General features: G+C 65.4%; 28 protein-coding genes, 1 tRNA gene and 1 pseudogene. 21 read left to right on the plus strand and 9 right to left on the minus strand.

What is annotated here, in order from left to right; genetic code table 11:
* Positions 1-68: 68 nt before the first annotated feature.
* Positions 69-299 (plus strand): hypothetical protein, encoded by a 231-nt coding sequence (locus tag ACTAQI_RS05995; RefSeq protein ID WP_457950163.1) that lies wholly within the window; start codon positions 69-71, stop codon positions 297-299.
* 168 nt (positions 300-467) lie between these two features.
* Positions 468-659, plus strand: coding sequence for a three-helix bundle dimerization domain-containing protein (locus tag ACTAQI_RS06000; protein ID WP_457950164.1), 192 nt, complete (start codon positions 468-470; stop codon positions 657-659).
* Positions 660-663: 4 nt separating this feature from the next.
* Here ACTAQI_RS06000 and ACTAQI_RS06005 read toward each other — a convergent pair whose 3' ends face one another.
* Together ACTAQI_RS06005 and ACTAQI_RS06010 are read right to left on the minus strand one after the other, a co-directional pair.
* Entirely contained in the window at positions 664-1,689 is a 1,026-nt protein-coding gene (locus ACTAQI_RS06005) for an NADPH:quinone reductase (protein WP_457950165.1), read from the minus strand.
* Positions 1,690-1,802: 113 nt separating this feature from the next.
* On the minus strand, positions 1,803-3,299 hold the full coding sequence (locus tag ACTAQI_RS06010; protein ID WP_457950166.1) for a phospholipase D family protein: 1,497 nt from the start codon (positions 3,297-3,299) through the stop codon (positions 1,803-1,805).
* Positions 3,300-3,595: 296 nt separating this feature from the next.
* Between ACTAQI_RS06010 and ACTAQI_RS06015 the strand changes: the two genes are divergently transcribed.
* From ACTAQI_RS06015 to ACTAQI_RS06045, 7 genes are all read left to right on the plus strand, one after another.
* Entirely contained in the window at positions 3,596-4,057 is a 462-nt protein-coding gene (locus ACTAQI_RS06015; protein WP_457950167.1) for a GatB/YqeY domain-containing protein, read from the plus strand.
* A gap of 121 nt (positions 4,058-4,178) precedes the next feature.
* A complete protein-coding gene (locus ACTAQI_RS06020) occupies positions 4,179-4,721 on the plus strand; it encodes a hypothetical protein (RefSeq protein ID WP_457950168.1) in 543 nt (180 codons plus the stop codon).
* A 111-nt stretch (positions 4,722-4,832) separates the two neighbouring features.
* Positions 4,833-4,955 carry a hypothetical protein gene (locus ACTAQI_RS06025; protein ID WP_457950169.1) on the plus strand — a complete coding sequence of 41 codons (123 nt, stop codon included), beginning with the start codon at positions 4,833-4,835 and terminating at the stop codon, positions 4,953-4,955.
* On the plus strand, positions 4,952-5,311 hold the full coding sequence (locus tag ACTAQI_RS06030; protein WP_457950170.1) for a hypothetical protein: 360 nt from the start codon (positions 4,952-4,954) through the stop codon (positions 5,309-5,311). The genes ACTAQI_RS06025 and ACTAQI_RS06030 overlap by 4 nt, the downstream gene beginning before the upstream one ends.
* Positions 5,308-5,904 carry a hypothetical protein gene (locus ACTAQI_RS06035; protein WP_457950171.1) on the plus strand — a complete coding sequence of 199 codons (597 nt, stop codon included), beginning with the start codon at positions 5,308-5,310 and terminating at the stop codon, positions 5,902-5,904. Before ACTAQI_RS06030 ends, ACTAQI_RS06035 begins: the two co-directional genes overlap by 4 nt.
* Positions 5,904-6,299, plus strand: a complete 396-nt coding sequence (locus ACTAQI_RS06040) for a hypothetical protein (RefSeq protein WP_457950172.1) — start codon at positions 5,904-5,906, stop codon at positions 6,297-6,299. Before ACTAQI_RS06035 ends, ACTAQI_RS06040 begins: the two co-directional genes overlap by 1 nt.
* A gap of 84 nt (positions 6,300-6,383) precedes the next feature.
* Positions 6,384-7,112 carry a PspA/IM30 family protein gene (locus ACTAQI_RS06045; protein ID WP_457950173.1) on the plus strand — a complete coding sequence of 243 codons (729 nt, stop codon included), beginning with the start codon at positions 6,384-6,386 and terminating at the stop codon, positions 7,110-7,112.
* An 84-nt stretch (positions 7,113-7,196) separates the two neighbouring features.
* Here ACTAQI_RS06045 and ACTAQI_RS06050 read toward each other — a convergent pair whose 3' ends face one another.
* The gene (locus ACTAQI_RS06050; RefSeq protein ID WP_457950174.1) at positions 7,197-8,231 is read right to left on the minus strand and encodes an AAA family ATPase; all 1,035 of its coding nucleotides are present in this window, start codon (positions 8,229-8,231) and stop codon (positions 7,197-7,199) included.
* A 214-nt stretch (positions 8,232-8,445) separates the two neighbouring features.
* Here ACTAQI_RS06050 and ACTAQI_RS06055 point away from each other — a divergent pair, with 214 nt between their 5' ends.
* Both ACTAQI_RS06055 and ACTAQI_RS06060 read left to right on the plus strand, forming a co-directional pair.
* Complete coding sequence (locus ACTAQI_RS06055) at positions 8,446-8,619, plus strand: hypothetical protein (protein WP_457950175.1); 174 nt, start codon at positions 8,446-8,448, stop codon at positions 8,617-8,619.
* Between the two features lie 210 nt (positions 8,620-8,829).
* Complete coding sequence (locus tag ACTAQI_RS06060) at positions 8,830-9,228, plus strand: DUF4259 domain-containing protein (RefSeq protein WP_457950176.1); 399 nt, start codon at positions 8,830-8,832, stop codon at positions 9,226-9,228.
* A 44-nt stretch (positions 9,229-9,272) separates the two neighbouring features.
* On the opposite strand, the gene ACTAQI_RS06065 is transcribed toward ACTAQI_RS06060, so the two are convergent.
* The 3 genes and pseudogenes from ACTAQI_RS06065 to ACTAQI_RS06075 all read right to left on the minus strand — a co-directional run bounded on the left by ACTAQI_RS06065 (position 9,273) and on the right by ACTAQI_RS06075 (position 10,079).
* Entirely contained in the window at positions 9,273-9,449 is a 177-nt protein-coding gene (locus ACTAQI_RS06065) for a hypothetical protein (protein WP_457950177.1), read from the minus strand.
* 180 nt (positions 9,450-9,629) lie between these two features.
* Positions 9,630-9,830 (minus strand): annotated as a pseudogene (locus tag ACTAQI_RS06070) (dihydrofolate reductase family protein); the annotation flags it as partial.
* A 166-nt stretch (positions 9,831-9,996) separates the two neighbouring features.
* Positions 9,997-10,079: transfer RNA gene (locus tag ACTAQI_RS06075), tRNA-Leu, on the minus strand.
* A 169-nt stretch (positions 10,080-10,248) separates the two neighbouring features.
* Here ACTAQI_RS06075 and ACTAQI_RS06080 point away from each other — a divergent pair.
* Together ACTAQI_RS06080 and ACTAQI_RS06085 are read left to right on the plus strand one after the other, a co-directional pair.
* The gene (locus tag ACTAQI_RS06080) at positions 10,249-11,553 is read left to right on the plus strand and encodes a M20/M25/M40 family metallo-hydrolase (RefSeq protein WP_457950178.1); all 1,305 of its coding nucleotides are present in this window, start codon (positions 10,249-10,251) and stop codon (positions 11,551-11,553) included.
* A 12-nt stretch (positions 11,554-11,565) separates the two neighbouring features.
* Positions 11,566-12,726: an acyl-CoA dehydrogenase family protein gene (locus ACTAQI_RS06085; RefSeq protein WP_457950179.1), complete on the plus strand. Its 1,161-nt coding sequence runs from the start codon at positions 11,566-11,568 to the stop codon at positions 12,724-12,726.
* On the opposite strand, the gene ACTAQI_RS06090 is transcribed toward ACTAQI_RS06085, so the two are convergent.
* The gene (locus ACTAQI_RS06090; protein WP_018771130.1) at positions 12,723-12,956 is read right to left on the minus strand and encodes a DUF5703 family protein; all 234 of its coding nucleotides are present in this window, start codon (positions 12,954-12,956) and stop codon (positions 12,723-12,725) included. The two genes, ACTAQI_RS06085 and ACTAQI_RS06090, sit on opposite strands and share 4 nt — an antisense overlap.
* Positions 12,957-12,996: 40 nt before the next feature.
* On the opposite strand from ACTAQI_RS06090, the gene ACTAQI_RS06095 reads away from it, so the two are divergent.
* Entirely contained in the window at positions 12,997-13,260 is a 264-nt protein-coding gene (locus tag ACTAQI_RS06095; protein WP_457950180.1) for a hypothetical protein, read from the plus strand.
* 44 nt (positions 13,261-13,304) lie between these two features.
* Here the strand turns inward: ACTAQI_RS06095 and ACTAQI_RS06100 are convergent, their stop codons facing one another.
* Positions 13,305-14,252, minus strand: a complete 948-nt coding sequence (locus tag ACTAQI_RS06100; protein ID WP_457950181.1) for an aldo/keto reductase — start codon at positions 14,250-14,252, stop codon at positions 13,305-13,307.
* A 51-nt stretch (positions 14,253-14,303) separates the two neighbouring features.
* On the opposite strand from ACTAQI_RS06100, the gene ACTAQI_RS06105 reads away from it, so the two are divergent.
* Together ACTAQI_RS06105 and mshC are read left to right on the plus strand one after the other, a co-directional pair.
* Positions 14,304-15,137 (plus strand): undecaprenyl-diphosphate phosphatase, encoded by an 834-nt coding sequence (locus ACTAQI_RS06105; RefSeq protein ID WP_457950182.1) that lies wholly within the window; start codon positions 14,304-14,306, stop codon positions 15,135-15,137.
* 15 nt (positions 15,138-15,152) lie between these two features.
* The gene (mshC, locus tag ACTAQI_RS06110; RefSeq protein WP_457950183.1) at positions 15,153-16,430 is read left to right on the plus strand and encodes a cysteine--1-D-myo-inosityl 2-amino-2-deoxy-alpha-D-glucopyranoside ligase; all 1,278 of its coding nucleotides are present in this window, start codon (positions 15,153-15,155) and stop codon (positions 16,428-16,430) included.
* 75 nt (positions 16,431-16,505) lie between these two features.
* Here the strand turns inward: mshC and ACTAQI_RS06115 are convergent, their stop codons facing one another.
* A complete protein-coding gene (locus ACTAQI_RS06115; RefSeq protein WP_457950184.1) occupies positions 16,506-17,411 on the minus strand; it encodes a PAC2 family protein in 906 nt (301 codons plus the stop codon).
* Positions 17,412-17,562: 151 nt separating this feature from the next.
* On the opposite strand from ACTAQI_RS06115, the gene ACTAQI_RS06120 reads away from it, so the two are divergent.
* From ACTAQI_RS06120 to dop, 5 genes are all read left to right on the plus strand, one after another.
* Positions 17,563-18,294, plus strand: a complete 732-nt coding sequence (locus ACTAQI_RS06120) for an HAD family hydrolase (RefSeq protein WP_457950185.1) — start codon at positions 17,563-17,565, stop codon at positions 18,292-18,294.
* Complete coding sequence (locus ACTAQI_RS06125) at positions 18,287-19,453, plus strand: site-2 protease family protein (protein ID WP_457950186.1); 1,167 nt, start codon at positions 18,287-18,289, stop codon at positions 19,451-19,453. Before ACTAQI_RS06120 ends, ACTAQI_RS06125 begins: the two co-directional genes overlap by 8 nt.
* A gap of 97 nt (positions 19,454-19,550) precedes the next feature.
* Positions 19,551-20,615, plus strand: a complete 1,065-nt coding sequence (locus tag ACTAQI_RS06130; RefSeq protein ID WP_457950187.1) for a tRNA (adenine-N1)-methyltransferase — start codon at positions 19,551-19,553, stop codon at positions 20,613-20,615.
* 82 nt (positions 20,616-20,697) lie between these two features.
* Positions 20,698-22,449, plus strand: coding sequence for a proteasome ATPase (gene arc, locus ACTAQI_RS06135; protein ID WP_457950188.1), 1,752 nt, complete (start codon positions 20,698-20,700; stop codon positions 22,447-22,449).
* A 50-nt stretch (positions 22,450-22,499) separates the two neighbouring features.
* Positions 22,500-24,119 carry a depupylase/deamidase Dop gene (dop, locus tag ACTAQI_RS06140; protein WP_457951001.1) on the plus strand — a complete coding sequence of 540 codons (1,620 nt, stop codon included), beginning with the start codon at positions 22,500-22,502 and terminating at the stop codon, positions 24,117-24,119.
* Positions 24,120-24,188: the final 69 nt, after the last annotated feature.

Consider the following 24,188-nt stretch of genomic DNA (forward strand, 5'->3'; position numbering starts at 1 on the left):
GGGTTTGCGTGCTATTGGTGTGGATCTGCAGGGGGTGGATTGGACCCAGCGCGCCTAAAATTGTGTCCATGAGCACTGAGTTGGAAATCGCCTTGGTGTTGGGGACGGCGTTCCTGTGGATTACCGTGACGCTGACCATCCTGTCCGCCATCGACCGGCCCGAAAGGAAGGCGCGGCGGCAGGAACGGCGCCACAGCCGGACGGAAAAGCGGCGGATTGAGTACCGTCCGGTGGCCGCGGCGTCCCATCCCCAGGGACGGACCCGGCATTCGCGGGCCCGAAGGCTACACCCGCACTGACGACGGCGGGACTTGCGCAGGTGCACCGGCGTGGAGCACCCGCCCGGGCCATGCGCGCGGCCAGGCGCTCGCCGTCGTCCGCTTTACTTCCGTCAACGGAACTGCACGCCGCTGATCGCCGCCAGTCAAGTCTTGACGGGGCTGGCCGGAACCCCAGACACTTTCCCGATGGGAGTAAGCGAAGAGTTGCGGGCGCTGGGCGACGTGGTGGACAGGCTGGCGGCGAAGTTTCCCGCCCTGCCCAGGGAACACATCGAGGACGTGGTGCAGCAGGAGCACAGCCTCCTGGACACCGGCAAGGTCCGCGCGTTCATACCGGTCCTGGTTGAACACGCAGCAAGGGACCGCCTCTCGCGATAGCCCCTCAGGGTGCAGGCGCGACGTCGATAATCACCTTTCCGACGGTTTCCTGTTCCACTGCGTCATGGGCTGCGGGAGTCTGCTCAAGCGGGAATCGCGTCAGCGGCAGTCCGTGGTCTTCTCCTACCCGGAGCGCGCCCGCGGCGAGGGCCTCGGCGACGGCGGCTACGGCGTGCTGCTTCTGCTGGTCCGTCACTGTGTACGTGAGGATGAACTGGTAGCGGACGTTCTTGGTCATGCTTTCGCGGATGGGGACTGTGAGGGATTCTCCGGGGTTCGCCGCGTAGATGGAGATGGTTCCTCCGGGCCTGAGTACCTCAAGGTCCGTTTCGATGTTCGCAGGCGCGTTGACGTCCACGATAATGTCTACGCCGTCTGCGGCCACCTCCTGGATGGCGCGAACGACGTCGTCCGTCCGGTAGTTAATGACCGTGCCGGCACCGGCACGGCGGGCCAATTCAGCTTTCCGGTCGCCACTGACGGTTGTGATGACCGCTGCCCCGGCCCATCGCGCCAGCTGGATGGCCGCGTGGCCCACGGCTCCGGCGCCGCCCGTGACCAACACGGTGCGCCCAGCCAGGGCGCCGGGGGAAAGCCTGGCCGGTCCGTCCTCGCTCGCTGCCAGGGCCCGGTGGGCCGTCAGGGCCGGGATTCCCAGCGAGGCGCCGGTGTCGAAGGATTCGGCGCGGGGAAGTGCCACTGCTTTGTGCGCGGGCACGACGACGTATTCCTGGGCGGTCCCTTCGTTGCCGCCCCAGGCGACGTCCCACAGCCAGACGCGATCGCCCACCTTAAAACCGGTCACGCCGGAGCCCACTTGGTCGATGACGCCGGCTCCGTCCTGGTTGGGAACCTTGGGGGATTCCAGCTTCCTGCTTCCGGCTCCGGACCGCGACTTCCAGTCGGTGGGGTTGACTCCTGACACCACCAGCCGGACGCGGACTTCCCCCGGACGTGGCTCCGTCAGTGGCTTGTCCTGGAGCTTCAGCACGGATGAGGGCCCTGTTTCCTCGTACACGATTGCTTTCACGTCTTCTCCCATGTCCGGTTGTGGATGCCCTTACCGCTCCAACCTACCGAAAGCGCCGGCGGCGTGCAGGGGAAGGCGGAAGGTCCGGAGGCTCTTATCGTTAGCCCTGCTGCCTAGAACCTGGACGTGCCACGAAGCCGGCGGGGCCGGCCATCCGGGTCCACGATGAGCCGGTAGATGGGATCGGCCCAGAGACGGTGGAGCAGGGGGACGGGCGCCGGGTCATGGTGGCGCGCCTGCCCGGCGGGGCGGTGCTTGAGGCTGCCGGTTCGGTGCCATTGGTCCAGGGCATCGGCCGCGCTGTTCCACAGCTGCAATTCGCCCCCCTTGGCCTGGAGCCGGGTGTCGTCCTGGTCAAGGCCGAGATGTTCGGCCCAGAGCTGGAGCCTCAGCTTCCTTGCGAGCGGTTGGGCTGCCGGGGTGCCCGTGCCGGCAGCGTCGGAGCCGCCGGCTGATGTGTCGATCACTGCGCAGGTGAGTTCGCTGTCGGTGGTCCAGGAGCGGCGGTTGAAGTTGTCTGATCCGCAGGTGAGCCAGGTGTCGTCGATAATGCAGACCTTGGCGTGGACATAGATCGGGGTCCCCTCGCCGTTTTCCAGGTCGAAGACCCCCACCCTGTCCGGCGCGGCCCGGCGGAGCATGCTGATGGCGCGCAGTTGCCCCAAGCGCCGGGGCGGTCCGCCAAGGGCGCCGTCGGAGTCCGGGTACCTGGGCACCACGATGATCACGTTCAGCGCCTGGTTGCGTTCCAGCGCGGCTGCAATTCCAGCGGCGACCTCCGTTGACCACAGGTACTGGTCCTCGATGTAGATGAGTGAACGGGCCTGGGCGAAGGCCTTTGCATAGGCCCGGGCTATGCTTCGCTCTCCGTGTGGCGCGAACGGAAATGGAGGGTGTTTTACACCGTAGGTGCGCAGCAGCTGCACGGCGTGTGGCCCGGCCGGCGGCGGGGGCGGAGCAGCCTCCGGCAATGGTTTGGGGTGCCGGGGCATGCGGGCCAGGCGCTGCAAGAGCATTCGGTAGGGAGTGCGTCGGTCCAGCGCGTGGGGATCGTTCCAGCGTTCAGCAAACACGGCAAGCACATCTGCTACCACCGGACCGCGGAGTTCAAGGGCGGCATCGTGCCACGGGGGCCTCTGCCCGTAGCGTGAATCCATGGTCACCGCCTGCGGGTCGCCCGCGTGGCCGGCGTCGTCCCGGCGGCTGTGTGAGAGGTCGATCCCACCCACAAAGGCAACGTCGCGGGAGGGGTCGTCACGCCGGCGGATGACCACCAGTTTCTGGTGGTGGGAGCCGAAGATACGGACCCGCTGATCCAACAGCGCCTCCCCGCCGGCGTCGTTGATTTGGCGGCTCAGAAGTTCATTCGAGCGGCCACTGATGGGGGCGGAGACCCGTTCACCATGGGATCTCCAGACGAGGCCCCGGACTTCCACGCCGGACCGGGCCAACTTTGCCAGCAAGCCGCCGATTGTTGTACCGCCCGCTTCCAGCTGTTCGTCGCCGTCGCCCCGCCAGTCGGTAAACCACACCCGGTCTCCCGCCTGGAGGGCCGACAGTTCCGCATGCAGTCTGGAAAAGTAGGTTGCTCCATGAACCAGGGGCCGCACCAGGTTACCTTCTGACCACGACGGAGATTCTCCAACGCGTGCATGGACCGCAGAGGCGGGGTTGCCCCGCTCGGCCCGATTCAGAAACCACTTGCCAGCCGTGCTGTCCACTCGGTGCTCCTTTCGGGCCCGGGGGACCAGGCCGCTGCGGATTCCAAACTAGCCTACGGCCGCGCCCGGGCTGTCGTTCCACAGGGACGGGGGGCGAACGAGCCAGAATGCAGCAGCGCGCCACGGCCAGGTGCGGAATAGGCTTGTCCCAGGCCGCTTCCCATCCAGAAAGAATGAGGCAGAACATGTCAATGAAGGAAAAGTTGAAGGGCGACGTCGTCGTCCACATGAAGGACGGCAATAAGGTGGCCCTCACGACGGTGCGCAACGTCCTCGGCGAGATCGAAACACGGGAGAAGTCCGGCAAGACCCCGGTCGAGCTTGATGACCTCCAGGTCACCGCGTTGCTGCAAAAGGAGGCCGCCAAACGCCGCGACACCGCCGCCACCTATTCGGCGGCGGGCCACGACGACCGCGCACAGGCGGAGATTGCTGAAGCTGAGGTCATTGAGGCCTACCTGCCGAAAGCCCTGACCCGTGCGGAAGCGGAAGCCATCGTCGACGAGGTTGTTGCGGAACTGAAAGCGGACGGCACCGAACTGACTATGCGCTCCATGGGCGCCGTCATGAAATCCGTGACCCCCAAAATCAGCGGGCGCTTCGACGGCAAAGCCGTCAGCGAGATCGTGAAGGCACGCCTGGCGTAGTTACCCGCACCGCAGCCATCGGCCTTCAAGGCCACGAGATACTCCATCAGTGCCCGTAATCAGTCCCGCGCTCTGGGCAGGGGCAGTAGCCGTGGACGGTGCCGGAACCTAGGATGTCGGCATGAGGGAGTGGGGCGCCATGCATCCCGCACTTCGCGCCGTTCTGGTGGGCGCGGCAGTTTGCGTGATCATTCTGGGTGCGGGCCTACTTGCTGGCGGCCCAGCCGATGATGCCATCGCCAACGCGGTCTTCTACGCGCTCATTTTCGGTGGCGGCATGTTCTTCACTGCAAAGCGGATGCGGGCCACGGCTGACAGGCTCCGCAGGGATGGCCAGGCCCTCGTGTACCTGCGATACCCAAACGCAGTGCCTGGTTCCTTGAGTGCGAGCTGGGAGATGGGTGTCGCCACCACGGGGCCCGGCCGGATCGACTTCCAGCCGGCCGTTTACGACGAGCTCATACCCAGCGGACGCAGCAGGCCCCTCACCGAGCTCCAGGTCCTGTCACCGCCCCGAAAAGCGACACACCAAGAGACCAGGCAGGGTCTGCCTATCGGATTCCAAATCATTACCTTCGAATCCGCCAGAGGAGTCATCGAGATCGCGGCCAACGTGGACACACTCCGGAAAATTCAGGAAGACCTTGGCTCCGGACGCCCGTAGCCTCTCCCGAGTGGTGGCTCTGCCCCCGCCCTCAGACTTGGGGATTGAGCCTGCAAGAGGGCGCCAGACGCACGTCCGGATGCACCGTGATTGCCCGATAGGCTTGGCCCCATGTTGTTGGGGGACGCGGCGGCGCCGTTTGTGCACATCAAAGCCGTCGGGATGGACTCCGGGGACAAGACGGTCATCAAGAACCCGTTCGACGTCCGGGCCGTGGAAGCACCTGGTCGATGAGCCCCTTCGTCGTCCTGCCCGTCATCGCAGGGTTCCTTTGGTTGGTGCATGCGTCCCTGGATGCCCTGGGCCATCGCGCGGCCTACCGGTACAGCCGCTGGATCTTGTTTGGCGGGCTGGTGGTGACCGCCCTGGCGTTCTTCCTCTTCGCCGTTCAAGCGAGCAGGGCCGTCCCCCCGGAATGGGAGGAAGACTCTCTTGCAGGGGTCTTGGAAGGGGTGCTGGCGGTGGAGACTTTGCTGGTGCTGCTGGCTCTCGCGCTGCTGGAGATCATTCACGTTGCGGTGGCACAGACGGTAAAGGACTCGCGGGCTGCGGCTGCCGGCGAGCGCCCGGACCAGCCTGCCGCCGCATGAAGCGCCGGGAAATCTGGGGGACCGCCCTCATCGGCGTGGCGGCACTGTGCGTCTGGGCAAACCATACGATCAGTGAGGCGCACTGGGCCGCCGCACGGGAGGGCCTGCTCTTCTACATGGGCATTCCGGGGGACTCCATCGCCTCCTGGTTCCTGATCGCGGCGATCCTGGCTGGGGCCGCTGGTGTGCTGCTCGTCCTGACAGCGCTGGTATGCCGCATCCCCCGGACAGTGCCCCGGCGCATCGTCGGGTGGACCACCGGGGTGGTCGCCGCGGCTGCCGTACCGTACTTAGGCCTGATGTGTCTCTTCGCAGTTCTTGGCGCCTACGGCATCGGCGACACCGTAAGGGTGACAGCAAGGGACGGACAGTCAGTGCTCGTCACGCAGGATGGTTTCGACGGTGACACGGTACACATCTACACCGAGCACGACGGGCTCCACTACAAGCGGGTGCGCAGCGCCCCGGAAATATCCGGATGGCCCCGGGTGAAAGACCAGAACTGCCGGCTGGAAGCCGCTGCCGGCGAGGAGCTGCGGCTCAAATGCGGGGACAAAACCCTGATGGTTGTCCCGGAAGAAGCAGGCACGTGATGGCGATGTCAGAAGCAAGGCGCCGGAGGATCGGAACCATCGCCTGGATCCTGCTCGTGCTCGCCTCGATGATCATGATCGCCTGTGGGATATGGCAGGCCGGCTGGCATATATGGCTTCCGGGTCCGGCCGAGCAGGAAGAGGTCTGGGTCGGTAACCGCTACATCCTCGCCGGGTGCGTGCTGTCCCTCGTGGCTGCCGTCTGGTCAGGCGCACGTGACAACCGGGTCTGGGTGACCATCTGTGTGGGGCTGCCAGGAGCTTTCGTGGGCTGGGCGATGATGGATTCCCCGTACGACCTGAAGCGTTATCTGGCCGCCGTTGTGGCATTCCCTCTGGCACTGGCCGGCGTCGCTGAGGTCATCAGGGTGCGCGGCCGCCGGCAGCGGCAGTAGCCGGGCCGGCAGGCTTACCGGTGCTGGTGCCCGCCGGCACCATACACATAAAATGCGAATCCGATACCCGATAGAAAGACTTCCGTGAAGCAGAGTATTTTCGCCCGTGTTGCCCAGCTCGCCAAGGCCAACCTGAACGCCCTCCTGGACTCCGCGGAAGACCCGCAGAAGGTGTTGAACCAGATGGTCCGCGACTATTCCGAGAACATCCGCGAAGCTGAGTCAGCGGTCGCGCAGACCATCGGCACCCTACGGATGGCCGAGGACGACCACGCCCGCGCGGTGAACGAGGCCAACACCTGGGGCAGTAAGGCGATCGCCGCCTCCCGCAAAGCTGACGAGTTCCGGGCGGCCGGGAACAGTGTGGACGCCGACAAATTCGATGCCCTGGCCAAGGTCGCGCTTCAGCGGCAGATGACCGCCGAGTCCAGCGCCAAGGCCCAGGAACCGAATCTGGCCGTGCAGAATCAGGTCGTCGACAAGCTGAAGCAGGGCCTGGACCAGATGAAAGGCAAGCTGCACGAGCTGACCGCCAAGCGCAACGAGCTGGCCAACCGGGCCCGCGTCGCTGCCGCCCAGTCCCAGGTCCACGATGCGCTCAAATCCCTGGACGCCGGAGACCCGACCTCGGCCATTGGCCGGTATGAGGAGAACATCCGTCGCCAGGAGGCCACGGTCCGCGGCCAGCAGGAACTCGCAGCCTCATCCTTGGATGCCCAGTTCGCATCACTGGAAGACCTCGGCGAGGAGGCCGAAGTGGAGGCCCGGCTCGCCGCTCTCAAGTCCATCGACCGCAAGTCCATCGACTCTTAGGACACCATCCAAGTGTCCTGGACTTTTGAACTGCTCCCCGAAAGTTGGACCCGTGCATTCCTCTGACAGCCGCCGCTGATCCGCTCAAGCAAGCCAGCGCCACCAGCGGGACTGCTCCGGTTCCGGCGTCGGTTCCGGTTCCGGCTCCTCGCCCAAGGCCAGTGCGGCCTCGACGATGTCGTCCACGGTGAGCGTCATGACGGCCTCACGATCGAGCGCATCGAGACTTTGTTCCTCGTCGAGCGACAGCCGCAGCGCCTGGCGGTTGAGCGCCTGCTCGAACAGGGTGCGGGCGAACCGTGCGTTGCCGGAGTCCTCGCCTGCGTGGAGCCCGGTGAGGATGCGGCGCAGCATCTGGTCGGCACCCGGCTCCAGCGTGTACTCGTGCTGGGCCAGCATCTGGTGGAAGATCGTCTGGAGTGCGTCGACAGAGTAGTCGGGGAACGTAATCTCGCGGGCGAACCGGGAGCGCAGTCCGGGGTTCGAGAGCAAGAAGGACTCCATCAGCCGCGGGTACCCGGCCACGATCACGACCAGCCGGTGGCGGTGGTCCTCCATCCGCTTGAGCAGGACCTCGATCGCCTCGGGGCCGAAGTCCATCCGGCCGTCCTCCGGGGCCAGCGCGTAGGCCTCGTCAATGAACAGAACGCCGTCCAGGGCACGCCGGATAACCCGGTCCGTCTTTATGGCGGTCGCGCCGACGTACTGCCCCACCAGGCCCGAACGGTCGACCTCGACCAGGTGGCCTTTCTGCAGCAGACCGACCGCTCGGTACATCTCGGCCAGGAGCCGCGCCACAGTGGTCTTGCCCGTACCCGGATTTCCGAGGAACACCAGATGCTGTGATGTGGCTACTTCCGGCAGGCCGTGCATCTTACGGCGGGCCTGGACCTGCAGCAGTGCGACGAGGGCCCGCACCTGTTCCTTCACGGTCTCCAGTCCCACCAGCGCGTCGAGTTCGGCTTGCACCTCGGACAGCGGCCGGGCCGGGCCCGGCCTCGCACCGATGAGATCGCCGACGAGGTCGTCGACGCGCTCTGAACCAGGCAGCTTGAGCTGATCGGCCAGGTGGCCGATGGTTTCGCGCAGGTCGTCGAGTGGATGGCGGCTGGGAGCCATGCATCAACTGTAGTACGCGATTTCCGGCCCGGGTGGGATTGGTCCGGCAGTTCACGCCCTCGCCGTGGCGCCGGGAGGGTGGCAGGGCCGTCGAGTGGACCCTCTTGGAAAAGGAAGACCGGTCCCGGCACGGCTTTAAGGAGCGTGTCCAGGGCCTGGTAATTTCCAACCTCGTGCTGCAGGAGCAGAGGATCAGCGGGACTGGCGCTACACCGTGGTCGATTCCAGGGATGTGGCATTAGTGTTCGTGGACACCTGGCTCGTGGACGCCATCGCCCTCAACTACGACTCCTGGGCGCCGATACGACCCAAAGAACTTCTTCAGGCCTTCATGGACTTAGTGCCGGGACGCAGGACGCTCCTCCGCGCATGCCTCCACGACCGTTGACATGTCGGGTCTGGAATGCAGCGATGTGAACGTTCGCCTGCACTGCTGGCACGGCCAGCACAGAGGCGCGGCCGGAGCTCAAACTATGCGCTGATGAAGTAATGTCAACCCCTGAAGCTTATGGTCGATGTCACGATCGCAGCCATGTAGTGGCCGACAGCCTTCGTCATATTAGGCTCGGGCCGTAACTGGCAACCGAAAGGCGAAGCAATGGGCGCATGGGGCTACCTGCCGTTTGAGAACGACGACGCGCTGGACTGGCTGGAGGACCTCGAGGCCGGCGGGGCGGACGTCGTGCGGTCGGCACTGGCAAAGGCTGGTGACAGGTACGTCGAAGCACCGGAGGGGGCGGTTGCCCTTGCTGCCGCGGAAGTCACATCCGCCAGCCGGGGCAACCCGTTGGGGGACCTGCCGGAAAACGTCGCTGACTGGGTGACCGCCCACGGGGCCGAGATCACCGCCGAGGACGTGGAGATGGCCTTGGAAGCAGTCGAACGGGTCGCGGGGGAGAAGTCCGAGCTGGCCGAGTTGTGGGACGGCGCCGACGAACCGGAATGGCGCGAATCCCTGGACGACCTCGCGGAGCGGCTGCGGAGGGCGTTGCGGTAACCCTTCGGCCTCATAGAACGCCAGGTGCAGCAGGTGGCACCCAGCTATCTTGGGGTAACCCTCTCACTGGCGTTACGGGGCTCCACATTCCGGCCCACGCGGCTGAAACCGGCGGGCGGCCGGCGTCGGGCTTTGACCAAGGCAATCAGCAGGGTCAGGATGGTGCCCAGCCAGGCAATCGCGGCCAGGAACACCAGGCCGATCGCCACTAAGGGGTGCATGCCGAAAGCTTAGGACTGGAAGACCGGGAATCTCGTACGCAACTCCGCAGCATCAGGCCGGACTTTGCAGGAGCCGGGCAGTGGCTGGTGGAAATGCCTGCGGGCACGAAAAAAGAGGTCGCCCCGTTCGCCGAGTGCACCCTCTTGGGTGCGCTCGCAGTCGCATCCCAACCCGGCTGGAATCATCGCCTGTGTGGCACCAGGCTGCTGGTCGGCGGTCGGCCAACAGGAGCTCATCGTCTCCCACAGTCTGCGGCCGTAGAGCGCCAGCTCGGTCGCTCCGACCCTGTCGGACCACCGTTGGAACAGATCATCGCTGGGGACGCTCCAGCCGAGGTCGTCGCCGGGCGCGGCGATGTAGCCGTCCAGGCTCACGTTCATGTGATCAATTTCCGTGTGAGGCCAGTCTTCCCCCAATAAGGCCGTGGACGTTAGCGATCGGTTTGGATGCGAGGCACTTAGCCTGCATTGGTGGGAACCCGGTCCCGCGTGGTTGAAGACACAAAAAAGCCCCGGAACATCACTGATGTTCCGGGGCTTCCGTTTGTGCGCGGAGGGGGACTTGAACCCCCACCCCCTTTCGAGGACTAGCACCTCAAGCTAGCGCGTCTGCCATTCCGCCACCCGCGCAGGTGGTATTTCGGGAAGCCGTCCCGCCTTTCAGCGTTTCGCGCCTCTCCGAAGCAGCGAGAAAAACTCTAACATGACTTTCCGGGAACAACGAATCGGGCCAAGTAGGTAGGCTGAGGGCAGCGATTCAGGTCGTGCCACCCAGTCATTCCCTACCAAGGAGTAACCCATGCCTGACGTCCTGCCCGAGGATGAAGTTGTCCGGATCTGCCAGGAACTCATCCGGATCGACACCTCCAACTACGGCGACGGGTCGGGACCGGGGGAGCGGGTGGCCGCAGAATATGCCGCCGGGCTCATCGAGGAAGTGGGGTTGGAGGCCGAGATCTTCGAATCCGCCCCTGGCCGGGCAAACGTTGTCACCAGGATGGCGGGGGAGGACCCCTCCGCCAGCGCCCTGGTAGTCCACGGCCACCTGGACGTCGTCCCCGCCCTCCGCGACCAATGGTCTGTGGACCCATTTGGCGCAGAACTGAAGGATGGCCTCATTTGGGGACGCGGCGCCGTCGACATGAAGGACATGGACGCCATGATTCTTTCGGTGCTGAGGAGTTTTGCCAGGGAGGGCAGGAAGCCCAAGCGGGACATCATCTTCGCTTTCTTCGCGGATGAGGAGGCTGGCGGCGTCTATGGCGCCCGCTACGCCGTTGACAACCGGCCTGAACTTTTCGAGGGTGCCACCGAAGCAATTTCCGAGGTGGGCGGCTTCTCAGCCACCATCGGCGGCCAGCGGACCTACCTGCTGCAAACCGCGGAGAAGGGCATCTCCTGGCTCCGCCTCGTAGCGCACGGACGGGCCGGCCACGGTTCGCAGATCAACACCGACAATGCCGTGACCCGGCTGGCCGCCGCTGTGACCCGGATTGGCGAATACAAGTGGCCGATTGAGCTCACGCCCACCACCCGGCAGTTCCTTGACGGCGTGACAGAACTCACCGGTGTCGAGTTCGACGCCGACAATCCGGACCTCCTGCTCAGCCAGCTTGGCACGGTGGCCAGGTTCGTCGGTGCCACCTTGCAGAACACCACCAATCCCACCCTCCTCAAGGGCGGCTACAAGCACAACGTCATCCCCGAGTCTGCCGAAGCCCTGGTTGACTGCCGCACCCTGCCGGGCCAGGAACAGCAGGTCCTTGAGATAGTCCGCGAACTCGCCGGCACCGGTGTGGATGTCAGCTACGTCCACAACGACGTCTCGCTTGAGGTCCCGTTCGCAGGCAACCTTGTGGACTCCATGATCGACGCCCTCCACACAGAGGACCCCGGCGCAAAGGTGTTGCCCTACACGCTCTCCGGCGGCACGGACAACAAGTCGCTCAGCCGCCTCGGCATCACCGGCTACGGCTTTGCGCCCCTGATGCTCCCGGACGAGCTCGACTTCACTGGCATGTTCCACGGCGTGGACGAGCGTGTTCCGGCGGACTCCCTCAAGTTCGGCGCCCGGGTGCTGAACACCCTGCTCACCAACTACTGAGAGGAACCGGCCGTGACTCCGGAAGAAGTATTGCCGGATGAGCTCCTGGAGCGCATCCGCGGCCGCGCCGCCGGGTACGACCGGGACAACTCGTTTTTCCACGAGGATCTGCGGGAGCTTGCGGCGGCTGGGTACCTGAAGCTTTTCGTGCCGGCATCCGACGGCGGCGCGGGGCTTGGGCTGGAAGCGGCGGCGCAGTGCCAGCGCAGGCTGGCAACGGCTGCCCCAGCCACCGCACTGGCGGTCAACATGCATCTGGTGTGGACCGGCGTCGCGCACGTCCTCGCGGCCCGCGGCGACCACTCCCTTGCCTTCGTCCTCGAGGAAGCCGCTCAGGGCGAGGTCTTCGCGTTCGGCAACTCGGAGGCGGGCAACGATTCCGTCCTCTTCGACTCACGGACCGTCGCCACGCCGGATGCGGAGGGAAGCTACTCGTTCACCGGGACCAAAATTTTCACCAGCCTCTCGCCGGCCTGGACGCGGCTCGGGATTTTCGGAAAAGACAGTGCGGCACATGACGGTGCCGGGGAACTCGTCCACGGCTTCATCACCCGGGAAACGCCCGGTTACCGGATCCTGGACGACTGGGACACCCTGGGCATGCGGGCCAGCCAGTCTGCCACCACGGTCCTTGACGGCGTGCAGGTCCCAGCGGACCGGATCTTCCGCAAGCTGCCTGTTGGCCCCAACGCCGATCCACTGATTTTCGCGATTTTCGCCTGCTTCGAAAGCCTCCTGGCCGCCGTCTACACCGGGTTGGGCGAACGCGCCCTGGCCGTGGGCGTGGAAGGCGTGAAGCGGCGTACCTCATTCAAGAACGGCGGACGCAGCTACGCGCAGGACCCCGATATCCGCTGGAAGGTGGCGGACGCCGCGATGGCCATGGACAACCTGTACCCGCAGCTCAGGTCCGTCACTGCCGACGTCGACGCCCTGGCGGACCATGGGCCCCAGTGGTTCCCCAAACTGGTAGGGCTGAAAGTGAACGCCACCGAAACGGCACGGCGGGTTGTGGACCTCGCCATCCGCGTCAGCGGGGGATCAAGCTACTTCAGGGGCTCAGAGCTGGAGCGGCTCTACCGGGACGTGCTGGCCGGGATGTTCCACCCCTCCGACGACGAGTCAGCCCACAACACGGTGGCTAACGCCTGGCTGGGCCCGTTGGAAAACTAGACGGTCCGCTGGACCTGCATCACGCGGCGACGCAGCCAAAAGCGCCTGCCGCCGCCCACGTATAGCTTGCTTCGTTCCAACTCCCACTTGCCGTATTCAGAGTGTTCCACGAGGCGGCGCCGCGCTTCCGGCAAGGAATCGTCAGGACTCACGGTCAGCACGAGGTACTCGTACTGACGCAAATAATCCCGCTCCCGCTGGACCGAGCTGGTGAGAAATTGTTCCTTCATTTGCTCTCCATTTTCGTCCTTTTCCGGCTAACGTGAAGTCATGAGCATCGATCCGCGTGTCGCGCTTTCGTCCCTGACCACCGCTTTGGAAGAACACCTTATAGCAGCATCGAACCGCCGCGGGGATGGTGATCCCTCAGTTGAGGCAGCGTTTTTCGCAGTAGCCGATGCCTTCGAAGTTTACGAGGACGCCCTCTACGAGGCTTACAACGAAGTAACCCCGCTGCAGGTCTTTGACGACGAGGACGAAGAGGACGAGGATGCCGACGTGGACGACGAGGACCTGGAGATCGTCGAGGAATAGCGCGACGCCCCAGCCGCCCCAGTGCCAGGCAGGGCCGGGCGGGGTTAGGAGCAGGCCTGGGAGGCGGCGGAAACATCCTCCAGCGCCCGTGCAATCTGCGGCGGCAGCGGGGCAAGCTGGGCATCGAGGATGTCCTTCAGCTGCACAGGTGTGCGGGCGCCAACGATCGCAGTGGCAACCCCTTGCTGGGACAGCAGCCAGGACAGCGCCACGTCCTGGGGACTCCGGCCCAGCCCGTTGGCGGCCATGCACACCGCGTCCACGATGCGCGACGGCTTCTCCTCCAGATACGGTTCCACATAGGCCGCTTCGGTGGCCGAGGCACCGCGGGAACCGGCGGGGATGCTGCCGCGGTACTTGCCGGTGAGGACCCCCCGGCCCAGCGGACCCCACGCCATCAGACCAAGCCCTGCGTCCTCGGCGGCCGGGATCAGTTCCGTCTCCGCTGTCCGGTCAAGGAATGAGTATTCGGCCTGGACAGCCACCAGGGGGACAGCGCTGGTGGCTGCGGCCTTCGCGGCCTGCCAGCCCCTGAAGTTGGAAATACCCGCGTACCTGGCCCGCCCGGTGCGGACAGCGAACTCCAGCGCGGCCAGGGTTTCGTCGAGGGGAACGTTGCCGTCCCACGCCTCGGTGAACCAGAGGTCAACATAGTCGGTGCCCAGCCTGGCCAGGCTCGCGTCCAGGCCGGTGAGCATCGCATTGCGTGATGTGTCCACCGCACGGCGGCCATCCGGCGTCGTCATTCCCGCTTTGGTGGAGATGGAAATCTCCGTTCGGGACACCACGTCGCCCAGGAGCGAGCCGAGGATGGCCTCCGAGCCGCCGCCGGCGTAAGACGCCGATGTGTCCACGTGCCGGCCTCCGGCATCAAGGAAGGTGCGCAGCAACTCCGATGCGTCCTGCTCGTCAGTTTCGCCACCCCAGGAACGGGTGCCAAGGGAGAGGGCTGAAACTCGCAATCCACTGTTGCCGACGTAACGCTGCTGCATAGCAGCAAGCTTACGGGCAGTCACAGCGCTGCCATGCCGTAGGGTCTTAGCGTGAACTGGTTTGAAGCGGCCCTGCTGGGCCTAGTGCAGGGACTGACCGAATTTCTACCGATTTCATCAAGCGCGCACCTGCGGATCGTGGGGGAGTTCCTCCCCAACGCGCAGGACCCGGGAGCAGCCTTCACGGCCATTACACAGCTCGGCACGGAGACCGCCGTGCTGATCTTCTTTTGGCGCGACATTGTCCGCATCGTCAAGGCCTGGGCGGGTTCCCTCAGCGGCAAGGTGCCGCGGCAGGATCCTGATGCCCGCATGGGCTGGCTGGTGATCCTGGGCAGCCTGCCCATCATCGTGTTGGGGCTGCTCTTCCAGGACCAGATCGAATCCGTGCTCCGCAGCATGTGGATCGTAGCCACCATGCTGATCGTCTTCGGACTCTTCCTCGCCGTGGCCGACGCCATTGGGGCCCAAAAGCGGGACCTGGCCCACCTGACCTACAACCACGGCATGCTGTATGGCTTGGCGCAGGCCCTGGCCCTTATCCCCGGCGTATCCCGCTCTGGCGGCACCATCACCGCAGGCCTGCTGATGGGCTACACCCGTGAGGCCGCTGCACGTTACTCGTTCCTGCTCGCCATCCCCGCAGTCTTCGGCAGCGGGCTGTACCAGCTGTACAAGGTGGTCACCAAGGAAGGGCTCTCCGGACCGTTCGGCCTGCCGGAGACCGCTCTGGCCACCGTCATCGCTCTGGTGGTGGGTTACGTGATCATCGGCTGGTTCCTGAAGTTTGTATCCACCCGCAGCTACCGGCTTTTTGTCTGGTACCGGATCTTCCTGGGACTGGCCCTGTACCTGTTGCTCGGTTTCGGCGTCATCAGCGCCTAGGACTAGGCTTGGCATGTGAAATCCTGGACTTCCCGCCCTGTGCCTGCCCTGCCCGGAAACATGCCCTCCATTCGGCTGTTCGATACTGCGGCAGGCCGCGAAGTGGCCCTGGAAAGGGAGGTCCGGCCGTCCATGTACGTCTGCGGCATCACTCCCTACGACGCAACCCACATGGGACACGCGGCAAGCTATGTAGCTTTTGACCTGTTGAACCGGGCGTGGCGGGACGCCGGCAGCGAGGTTTCCTACGTGCAGAACGTGACGGACGTGGACGACCCCCTGCTTGAGCGCGCCACAGCCACCGGCGTCGATTGGCGCCACCTCGCCGCGGAGCAGGTGGAGCTCTTCCAGACGGACATGGAGGCGCTGAACGTCCTGGCGCCGGACCACTATGTTGGCGCGGTTGAGTCCATCGGCCTGATCGTGCCTGAGGTGGAGCGGCTGGTCAGCATGGGGCTGGCATACCAGGTTGCCGGCACCAACGGGGAGCCCGACGGAGATGTCTATTACGACGTCGAAGCGGCCGGCAAGCAGTCAACGGCACCTGACGCCTGGGCTCTGGGATGCATTTCCCACCTGGGTGAAAGCACCATGCTGGAGCTCTTCGCCGAGCGTGGCGGGGACCCTGGCCGAGCGGGGAAGCGGCAGGCTCTTGACCCGCTGCTGTGGCGGGTGGAACGGCCGGGCGAGCCCAGCTGGCCCGGCGGAAGCCTCGGCGCGGGAAGGCCGGGCTGGCACATCGAATGCACGGTCATCGCCCAGAAGTACCTGCCGTCCCCCTTCACCGTACAGGGTGGGGGATCGGACCTGATCTTCCCGCACCACGAAATGGGAGCCGGCCACGCATACTCCCTGGCCGGGGTGCCGCTGGCCCGGCACTACGCGCACGCCGGCATGGTGGGGCTGGACGGGGAGAAAATGAGCAAGTCCAAGGGCAACCTGGTGCTGGTTTCCCGGCTCCGCGCAGCCGGCGAAGATCCGGCAGCAATCCGGCTGGCCATCCTGGCCCACCACTACCGCTCCGATTGGTCCTGGACTGACGAAGGCTTCACGGCGGCCAAGGCAGACCTGGCCGCATGGCGGAAGGCACTCGAGCACGCTCCCGAGGGTTCCGGCCAGGCGCTGCTGGCCGGGATGCGGGAAGCGCTGGCCGCAGACTTGAATGCCCCGGCTGCGGTCGCCGCGGTGTCGCGCTGGGCACGGACCGCGAACGACGACGGTGCTGACGCCAGCGCCGCTGACGCGGCCCTGGTCAAGAATGCGGTGGACGCGCTCCTGGGCATCCGGCTCTAAGGCTTCGGCTCGCGGCGGGAAAAGGCCGGGGGCCTGGCAGGGATTCCTCCCAGCCAGGCCCCCATCCAGTTAACGTCAGGGCCGGTCTTGCCCCCGCCGCTTCAGGTAGCGCTCAAATTCGCGGGCAATGGACTCCCCGCTGGCCTCAGGGAGGTCGGCGGTGTCCTTGGCTTCCTCCAGCTGCCGCACGTAGGCAGCAATCTCCGGGTCCTCGGTGGCAAGCTCGTCCACGCCGCGCTCCCACGCGTCAGCTTCCTCTGCCAGTTCATGGGTGTCCAGGGGGACCTGCAGCAGCTCCTCGATGCGGTGCAGGAGGGCAAGCTGGGCCTTGGGGGAGGGCGCCTGTGCCACATAGTGCGGCACCGCGGCCCACAGCGATACGGTTGGGATTCCGGCCAGCAGGGCCACCTCGGACAGGACTCCCACGATGCCCACGGGGCCTTCGTACTGTGACGCTTCCAAGTTCATGCGCTCCCGGAGCGGAGTGTCGTCGGAAGAGGTGCTTACCGGGATGGGGCGGCTGTGCGGGACGTCCGCCAGCAGTGCGCCTACCAGCACCACGTAGTCGACGTTCAGCGCTTCGGCATGGACCAGCAGCTCCGCTGTGTAGGCCCGCCATTTATAGGACGGCTCCGTCCCCTGCACAAAGATGACGTCCACATTGGAGTTGGGCGCACTGGCCTTGTAGATCCGGGTGGAAGGCCATTTGATCTTGCGTTCACCGGCAGCGTTCCTGCGCACCGTGGGCCGCGTGAACTGGAAGTCGTAGTACTCGTCGGCATCGATGGAAGCGACTTTCTTGCCACCCCACAACTTGTTCAGGTAGCGCAGTGAATCGCTGGCCGCTTCTCCGGCGTCGTTCCACCCTTCAAAGGCGGCAAGCATTACGGTTACGCGCTGTCCGTCAGCCACCGGCTGCAGGAACCGTTCCCGCTCGGGTCCGGCACCCTGTTCGGCGGTGTCTCCCTCGAAGCTATTCATTTCTTCACCCTACGTCCAAGGTGCACACTCGCGCATGGAATGAAGCGCCGTAAGTCGCCGGCACCCGGTGCAAAGGGCACTTGGCCTGTGCCATATTCGCCAAGGGCGTAGCCCACAGCCTCCGCCCAGCCGTGCCCCGTAGACTGGCGGTATGCCAATTCCTGCCGCCAGTTCTCCGCTCAAAGCCGTCCTTTGGGACATGGACGGGACCATAGTGGACACCGAGCCGTACTGGATTGCGGCGGAGCATGCTCTGGTGGAGGCGCACGGCGGAACGTGGAGCCACGACCAAGCTATGCAGCTGGTTGGCCAGTCATTGACGTTTTCCGCGGGGCTGCTCCAGCAGGCCGGCGTCGAGCTCGGAATCCGGGAAATCATCGACTCCCTGACTGCCCAGGTCATCAGCAGCGTCCAGGAGCAGGTGCCGTGGCGGCCGGGTGCCCGGGAACTCCTCGAGGAACTTCACCTGGCCGGCGTGCGCTGTGCCCTGGTCACCATGTCCGAGGGCCCGTTGGCCCGCGAGGTGGTGGCCAACCTTCCCCGGCCATACTTCGACGTAGTGGTAACGGGCGACACCGTGACCCAGGGCAAGCCGCATCCGGAGGCGTACCTGACCGCGGTGGAGCTGCTGCAGGAGCGCGATCCCGATCTTGGAATCCACCACTGCGTAGCGCTCGAGGACTCCGTACCCGGCGTTGCCGCGGCCGTGGCCTCCGGGGTTGCCACCGTGGCTGTCCCGCACATCGTGCCGCTGCCGGACCACGACAGCTACGCCCTTTGGGATTCCCTCTCCGGCCGAAGCCTCGTGGAGCTGGAAGCGCTGCTTCAGCGGGCGGACGCAACGGGTGCGGCGGCCACCTCCGCAGGTGATTCCCTTGGCTGAACCGGAGACCCCGACACGCCGCGAGGGCATCCCGCTGGGCCGCATCGCCGGCGTCCCCGTCGTCCTTGCGTACTCGTGGTTCGTCATCGCGGCCTTCACCGTCATTGTCTATGGGCCGGTACTGGCGAGAAACAACCCCATGCTGGGCGTGAGCGCCTACGTCGTGGCCTTCGCCTACGCCGTCCTGCTTCTGATCTCCGTCCTCGTCCACGAGCTCGCCCACGCCCTGACCGCAAAGGTCTACGGCTGGCCCACCCAAAAGATCGTCCTTAACCTCTGGGGCGGCCATACGCAGTTTGAAAGCTTCACCGCCTCACCCGGCAGGTCCGTGCTGGTTGCGCTGGCGGGCCCGGCCGCCAACTTCGTCCTGGCCGGGGGAGCCTGGCTGGTGCTCGGCACCAACAGCCTGGGAAGCGTTGCCGAAATCCTGACGAACATCTTCATGTGGGCCAACTTCCTCATTGGTGTCTTCAACGTGCTGCCGGGCCTGCCGCTGGATGGCGGCCGGCTGGTCGAATCCATCGTCTGGAAGGCCACCGGCAGCCAGGCGAAGGGCACCGTGGCGGCCGGCTGGGGCGGGCGGATCATCGTCCTCGCCATCGCCTACTGGTTCCTCCTTCGTCCGTTCCTTGCCGGCGACCAGCCCGACTTCAGCCTCCTCATGATCACCATCCTGGTCGGCGGGTTCCTGTGGATGGGCGCATCCGCGTCCATCCAGCAAGGCACCCTGCGGGGGCGGCTCCCGCTGGTCAGCGCGGCAGCATTGTCGACGCCGGCTGCCGGAGTTGCTGCCACCGGCACGGTCCGCGATGCCCTCCGCGTGGGCGCAGCAGGAACAAGGTCCGTGGTGGTATGCGGACCGGACGGCCGGCCGCAGGGCGTGGTGGACCCGGACGCGCTGGCCGCGGTGCCCGGTGCTGCGGCGGATACGACGCCGGTCACCGCTGTGTCGTTCCCCCTGGCTGCCGGCGCCTACATTCCCGAGTGGTCCAAAGGGCAGGAGCTGATCCAGTTCCTTTCCCAGCTCGAGGGACGCCACTACGCTGTTGTGGACCACAACGGAACAGTCACCGGACTCCTGACGCAGGAGGCTGTCCTCGCAGCCATCACCGGGAAGCGCCAGCGCAACGATAGGCACCCGCAGGGCCAGAACCGGTAGAGTTACCTGCCGGTCGTGCATTGCCGCCGAAGCGCCACGTCGTCCCACAGGACTGACCGGCCGCGGCACAACAGGTTTACAGGAGCGAGGAAACATCATGAGCAGCGAAACTGCCGTCAACGACGCCAAGGGAGCAGCGCAAGCCGGTGCTGCCGCCGGCGGCTCGCAGCCGGTGGGCGCTGCCCGTCGCCGGGGCCCCTTCCGTGAAGGCGAACGCGTCCAACTCACTGACGAACGTGGCCGCATGAACACCATCACGCTGGAACGCGGCGGGGCATTCCACACCCACCGCGGCTTCCTGAACCACGACGAAATCATCGGCAAGGTTGACGGCTCGGTCGTGGTGAACAACGTGGGCCAGCAGTACCAGACCCTCCGCCCCCTGCTGTCCGACTTCGTGCTCTCCATGCCGCGTGGCGCCGCCGTCGTCTATCCCAAGGACGCCGGCCAGATTGTCACCATGGCGGACATCTTCCCGGGAGCACGCGTTGTGGAGGCCGGCGTGGGCTCCGGTGCCCTGTCCATCTCCCTGCTCCGCGCGGTGGGGGACAACGGCTACCTGCACTCCTTTGAACGGCGTGAGGAGTTCGCGGACATCGCCCGCGGCAATGTGGAAACCATCTTTGGCGGCCCGCACCCTGCCTGGCAGATCTCCCTCGGGGATTTCCAGGAGGAAGTGGTCAAGGCCGAGGAGCCGGGCTCCGTGGACCGCGTGGTCCTGGACATGCTGGCGCCCTGGGAGTGCCTCGACGCCGTCGCCACTGTCCTTGCCCCCGGTGGTGTCTGGATCAACTATGTGGCCACGGTCACCCAGCTCTCCCGCACGGCGGAAGCCATCCGTGCGGACGGCCGCTTCACCGAACCCGATGCATGGGAGTCGATGGTCCGCGGCTGGCACCTTGAAGGCCTGGCCGTGCGTCCGGACCACCGCATGGTGGCCCACACGGGATTCCTGCTGGTCACCCGGCGGCTGGCAGACGGGGTCACCGGCATCTCGGTCAAGCGGCGCCCGTCCAAGACTGAGTTCAACGAAGAGGACGTCAACGCCTGGACGCCCGGCGCGGTAGGGGAGCGGGCCGTGTCAGACAAGAAACTCCGGCGCGCCGCCCGTGACGCCATTGCGGGGACCAACGTCGTGGACAACCCCGAGGTTACGAACTAGTCCACATTTCGGGAGTCTCCATCCCTACCCGGCATCTTGGGACTAATGTCTTAAGAGAAGCGCAGGAAGGGGCTGATACATCATGGAGACACCAAACCAGGACTCCGGACGTACACCGGCAGAGCAGTCTGCCGCCAACGACCTCTCGGTTGCTGACCGCCAGGTCAACATACTTCGGGACAAGCTCAGGCACATCGACCGCCAGTTGGCAGCGGCAACGCAGAACAACTCCAAGCTGGTCAGCATGCTTGAGACGGCGAAGGCAGAGATCCTCCGGCTGAAAAATGCCCTGGACCAGGAAGGGCAGCCGCCCTACAGCTTCGGCACCATCCTCCAGATCAACCCGAAACGGCAGCCCGCTCCCGGCAACAGCGGCCAGGCCGCCACCGAGGAGTCGGTGGACATCTTTAACGCGGGCCGGAAGATGCGTGTGGGCATCAGCCCGCTGGTGAACATCAACCAGCTTGCCGTGGGGCAGGAAGTTCTGCTGAACGAAGCACTCCTGATCGTGGCAGGGCTGGGCTACGAACGTGCCGGCGAACTGGCAACCCTGAAGGAAATGCTGGGACGCGACCGCGCCCTGGTAGTGGGCCGGGCGGACGAAGAACGCGTGGTGCGGCTTTCCGGCGCCCTCCTGTCCGAGAAGCTGAGGGTTGGCGACGCCCTTTCCGTGGATTCGCGGACCGGCTACGCGCTGGAGAAGGTGCCCCGCTCAGAGGTGGAGAACCTGGTCCTCGAGGAAGTTCCGGACATCACGTATGAGGACATCGGCGGCCTTGGCCCCCAGATCGAGCAGATCCGGGACGCCGTCGAACTGCCGTTCCTGCACCCGGACCTCTACCGGGAGCATGGCCTGAAGGCCCCCAAGGGCATTCTCCTTTACGGCCCTCCGGGCTGCGGAAAAACCCTTATCGCCAAGGCCGTGGCCAACTCCCTCGCTGCCCGCGCCGCGGAGCGGTCCGGAAACGTGGACCTGAAGAGCTACTTCCTGAACATCAAGGGGCCTGAACTCCTTGACAAGTACGTGGGTGAAACGGAGCGGCACATCCGCCTGATTTTTTCCCGCGCCCGTGAAAAGGCATCCGATGGCAGCCCCGTCGTGGTGTTCTTCGACGAAATGGACTCGCTGTTCCGCACCCGCGGCACCGGCATCTCGTCCGACGTCGAAACCACCATCGTGCCCCAGCTCCTCAGCGAGATTGACGGTGTGGAACGCCTGGACAACGTGATCGTCATCGGCGCATCCAACCGCGAGGACATGATCGACCCCGCCATCCTCCGGCCCGGCCGGCTGGACGTGAAAGTCAAGATCCAGCGGCCGGATGCTGAAGCCGCGGCCGATATTTTCAACAAATACATCACGCCCGACCTGCCGTTCCACGAATCGGACCTCGCTGAACACAACGGTGACGTCCAGGCCACCGTTGACGCCATGGTCCAGCGCACCGTGGAAGCCATGTACTCCACGGAGAAGTCCAACGAATTCCTGGAGGTCACCTATGCCAACGGTGACACTGAGATGCTGTACTTCAAGGACTTCAACTCCGGCGCCGTAGTGCAAAACGTGGTGGACCGGGCCAAGAAGTACGCCATCAAGGACCTGCTGACGTCGCACCAGAAGGGGCTCCGAATCGAGCACCTGCTGCGCGCCGTGGTGGACGAATTCCGAGAGCACGAAGACATGCCCAACACCACCAACCCTGACGACTGGGCACGCATTTCCGGAAAGAAGGGCGAACGGATCACCTATATCCGCACCATCGTCCAGGGCAAGGCCGGCCAGGAGCCCGGCAAGTCCATCGAGACCATGCCCACCACAGGGCAGTATCTGTGACGGGTGCCCAGGGATCCGCCGCCGGGGAAGCTCTCCCCGCCGGCGGGGCCATGCGGGTCATGGGGGCAGAAACCGAATACGGCATCCACGCTCCGTCCGCCCCCTCCGCGAACGCCACCATGATGAGTGCCCGCGTGGTCCAGGCCTACGCCCAGGTCACCCGGCAGCGGGCGGCAGGGGGTGCCGAGACCCGCTGGGACTATACGGATGAGGAGCCGCTCCATGATGCCCGGGGCTGGACCGTGGACCGCGGTGCCGCACACCCCAGCCAGCTGACCGACCAGCCGCCGGTACTCGACGCAGAGGCGGTGGCCCTGGCCTACGGCCGCGAGGAGCTGGAACTGGACGGCCAGGACGAGTCGGGGACCCTCCTGATGAACATGGTCCTCGGCAACGGAGCGCGGCTGTACGTTGACCACGCCCATCCCGAATACTCAAGCCCCGAGGTCACCAACCCCCGGGACGCGGTGGCCTGGGACGCTGCCGGTGACCTGGTGGGCCTGGCGGCCGTTCGCCGGCTTGCCGCGGACCCGGCCCTCCCACCGGTCAACCTCTACAAAAACAACACTGACAACAAATCCGTTTCGTACGGTTCGCACGAGAACTACCTCATGCCCCGGTCCGTGCCGTTCGGGGACATCGTGCGCGGGCTGACACCATTTTTCATCAGCCGCCAGGTGGTCTGCGGAGCCGGCCGGCTGGGGATCGGGCAGGACAGTTCCACCCCAGGCTTCCAGGTCAGCCAGCGCGCCGACTTCTTCGAAGCCGAAGTGGGCCTGGAAACCACCATCCGCAGGCCCATCATCAACACCAGGGATGAGCCGCACTCCACAGCTGACAAATACCGGCGCCTGCATGTGATCATCGGGGACGCCAACCTCAGCCAGGTGTCCAATTACCTCAAGTTCGGCACCACTGCCTTGGTCCTCAGCCTCATCGAGGCAGGGCTTGCCCCCAAAATCGAAGTCTACGAGCCCGTGGCGGCACTCAAGACGGTGAGCCACGATACGTCGCTGACAGCAAAACTGCGCCTGCTGGACGGCAGGCGCGTCACCGCGCTGGATCTTCAGTGGATGTACCACGAAGCGGCCGCCAAACTCGCCCAGGACACCGGTGTAGGTGACGCAGTGGACGGCGATGGACATACCCACGACGTCCTGGAACGGTGGGCGTCCGTCCTCACCCAACTCGACAGCGACAGGGCCGCCGCCGCCACCTCCGTGGAGTGGCTGGCCAAACTTTCCCTGCTGGACGGCTACCGCCAGCGCGACGGCCTGGACTGGAGCGACGCTCGGCTGGGCCTGGTGGATCTCCAGTGGGCCGACATCAGGCCCGAGAAGGGCCTCTACTACCGGCTCCTGTCCAGGAACCGGATGCAGCGTGTGGTTGATGATTCGGTTATCGCCGCCGCCGTCGCGGAGCCCCCTGCCGATACCCGAGCCTTCTTCCGCGGCAAGTGCATCAGCAGCTTTGGCAAGGATGTAGTGGGAGCAAGCTGGGATTCCGTCATCTTCGACGTGCCCGGCTACGGGCGGCTTCAGCGGGTGCCCACCAGGGAGCCCCTGAGGGGAACCAAAGCCCTGACCGGAGCGTTGTTCGAGCGCTACCGGGAAGCGGGTCCGTTCCTCGGCGAACTGCTGGGACACAAGAGCACTCCGCCTGCGGCGTAAACCGCGCCGGAACGCCCGTCCCGTGGCAGGATGGGCATATCGGAGGATCCGCCGGATCCACCGACGGAA

Source organism: Pseudarthrobacter sp. alpha12b (assembly GCF_054130495.1).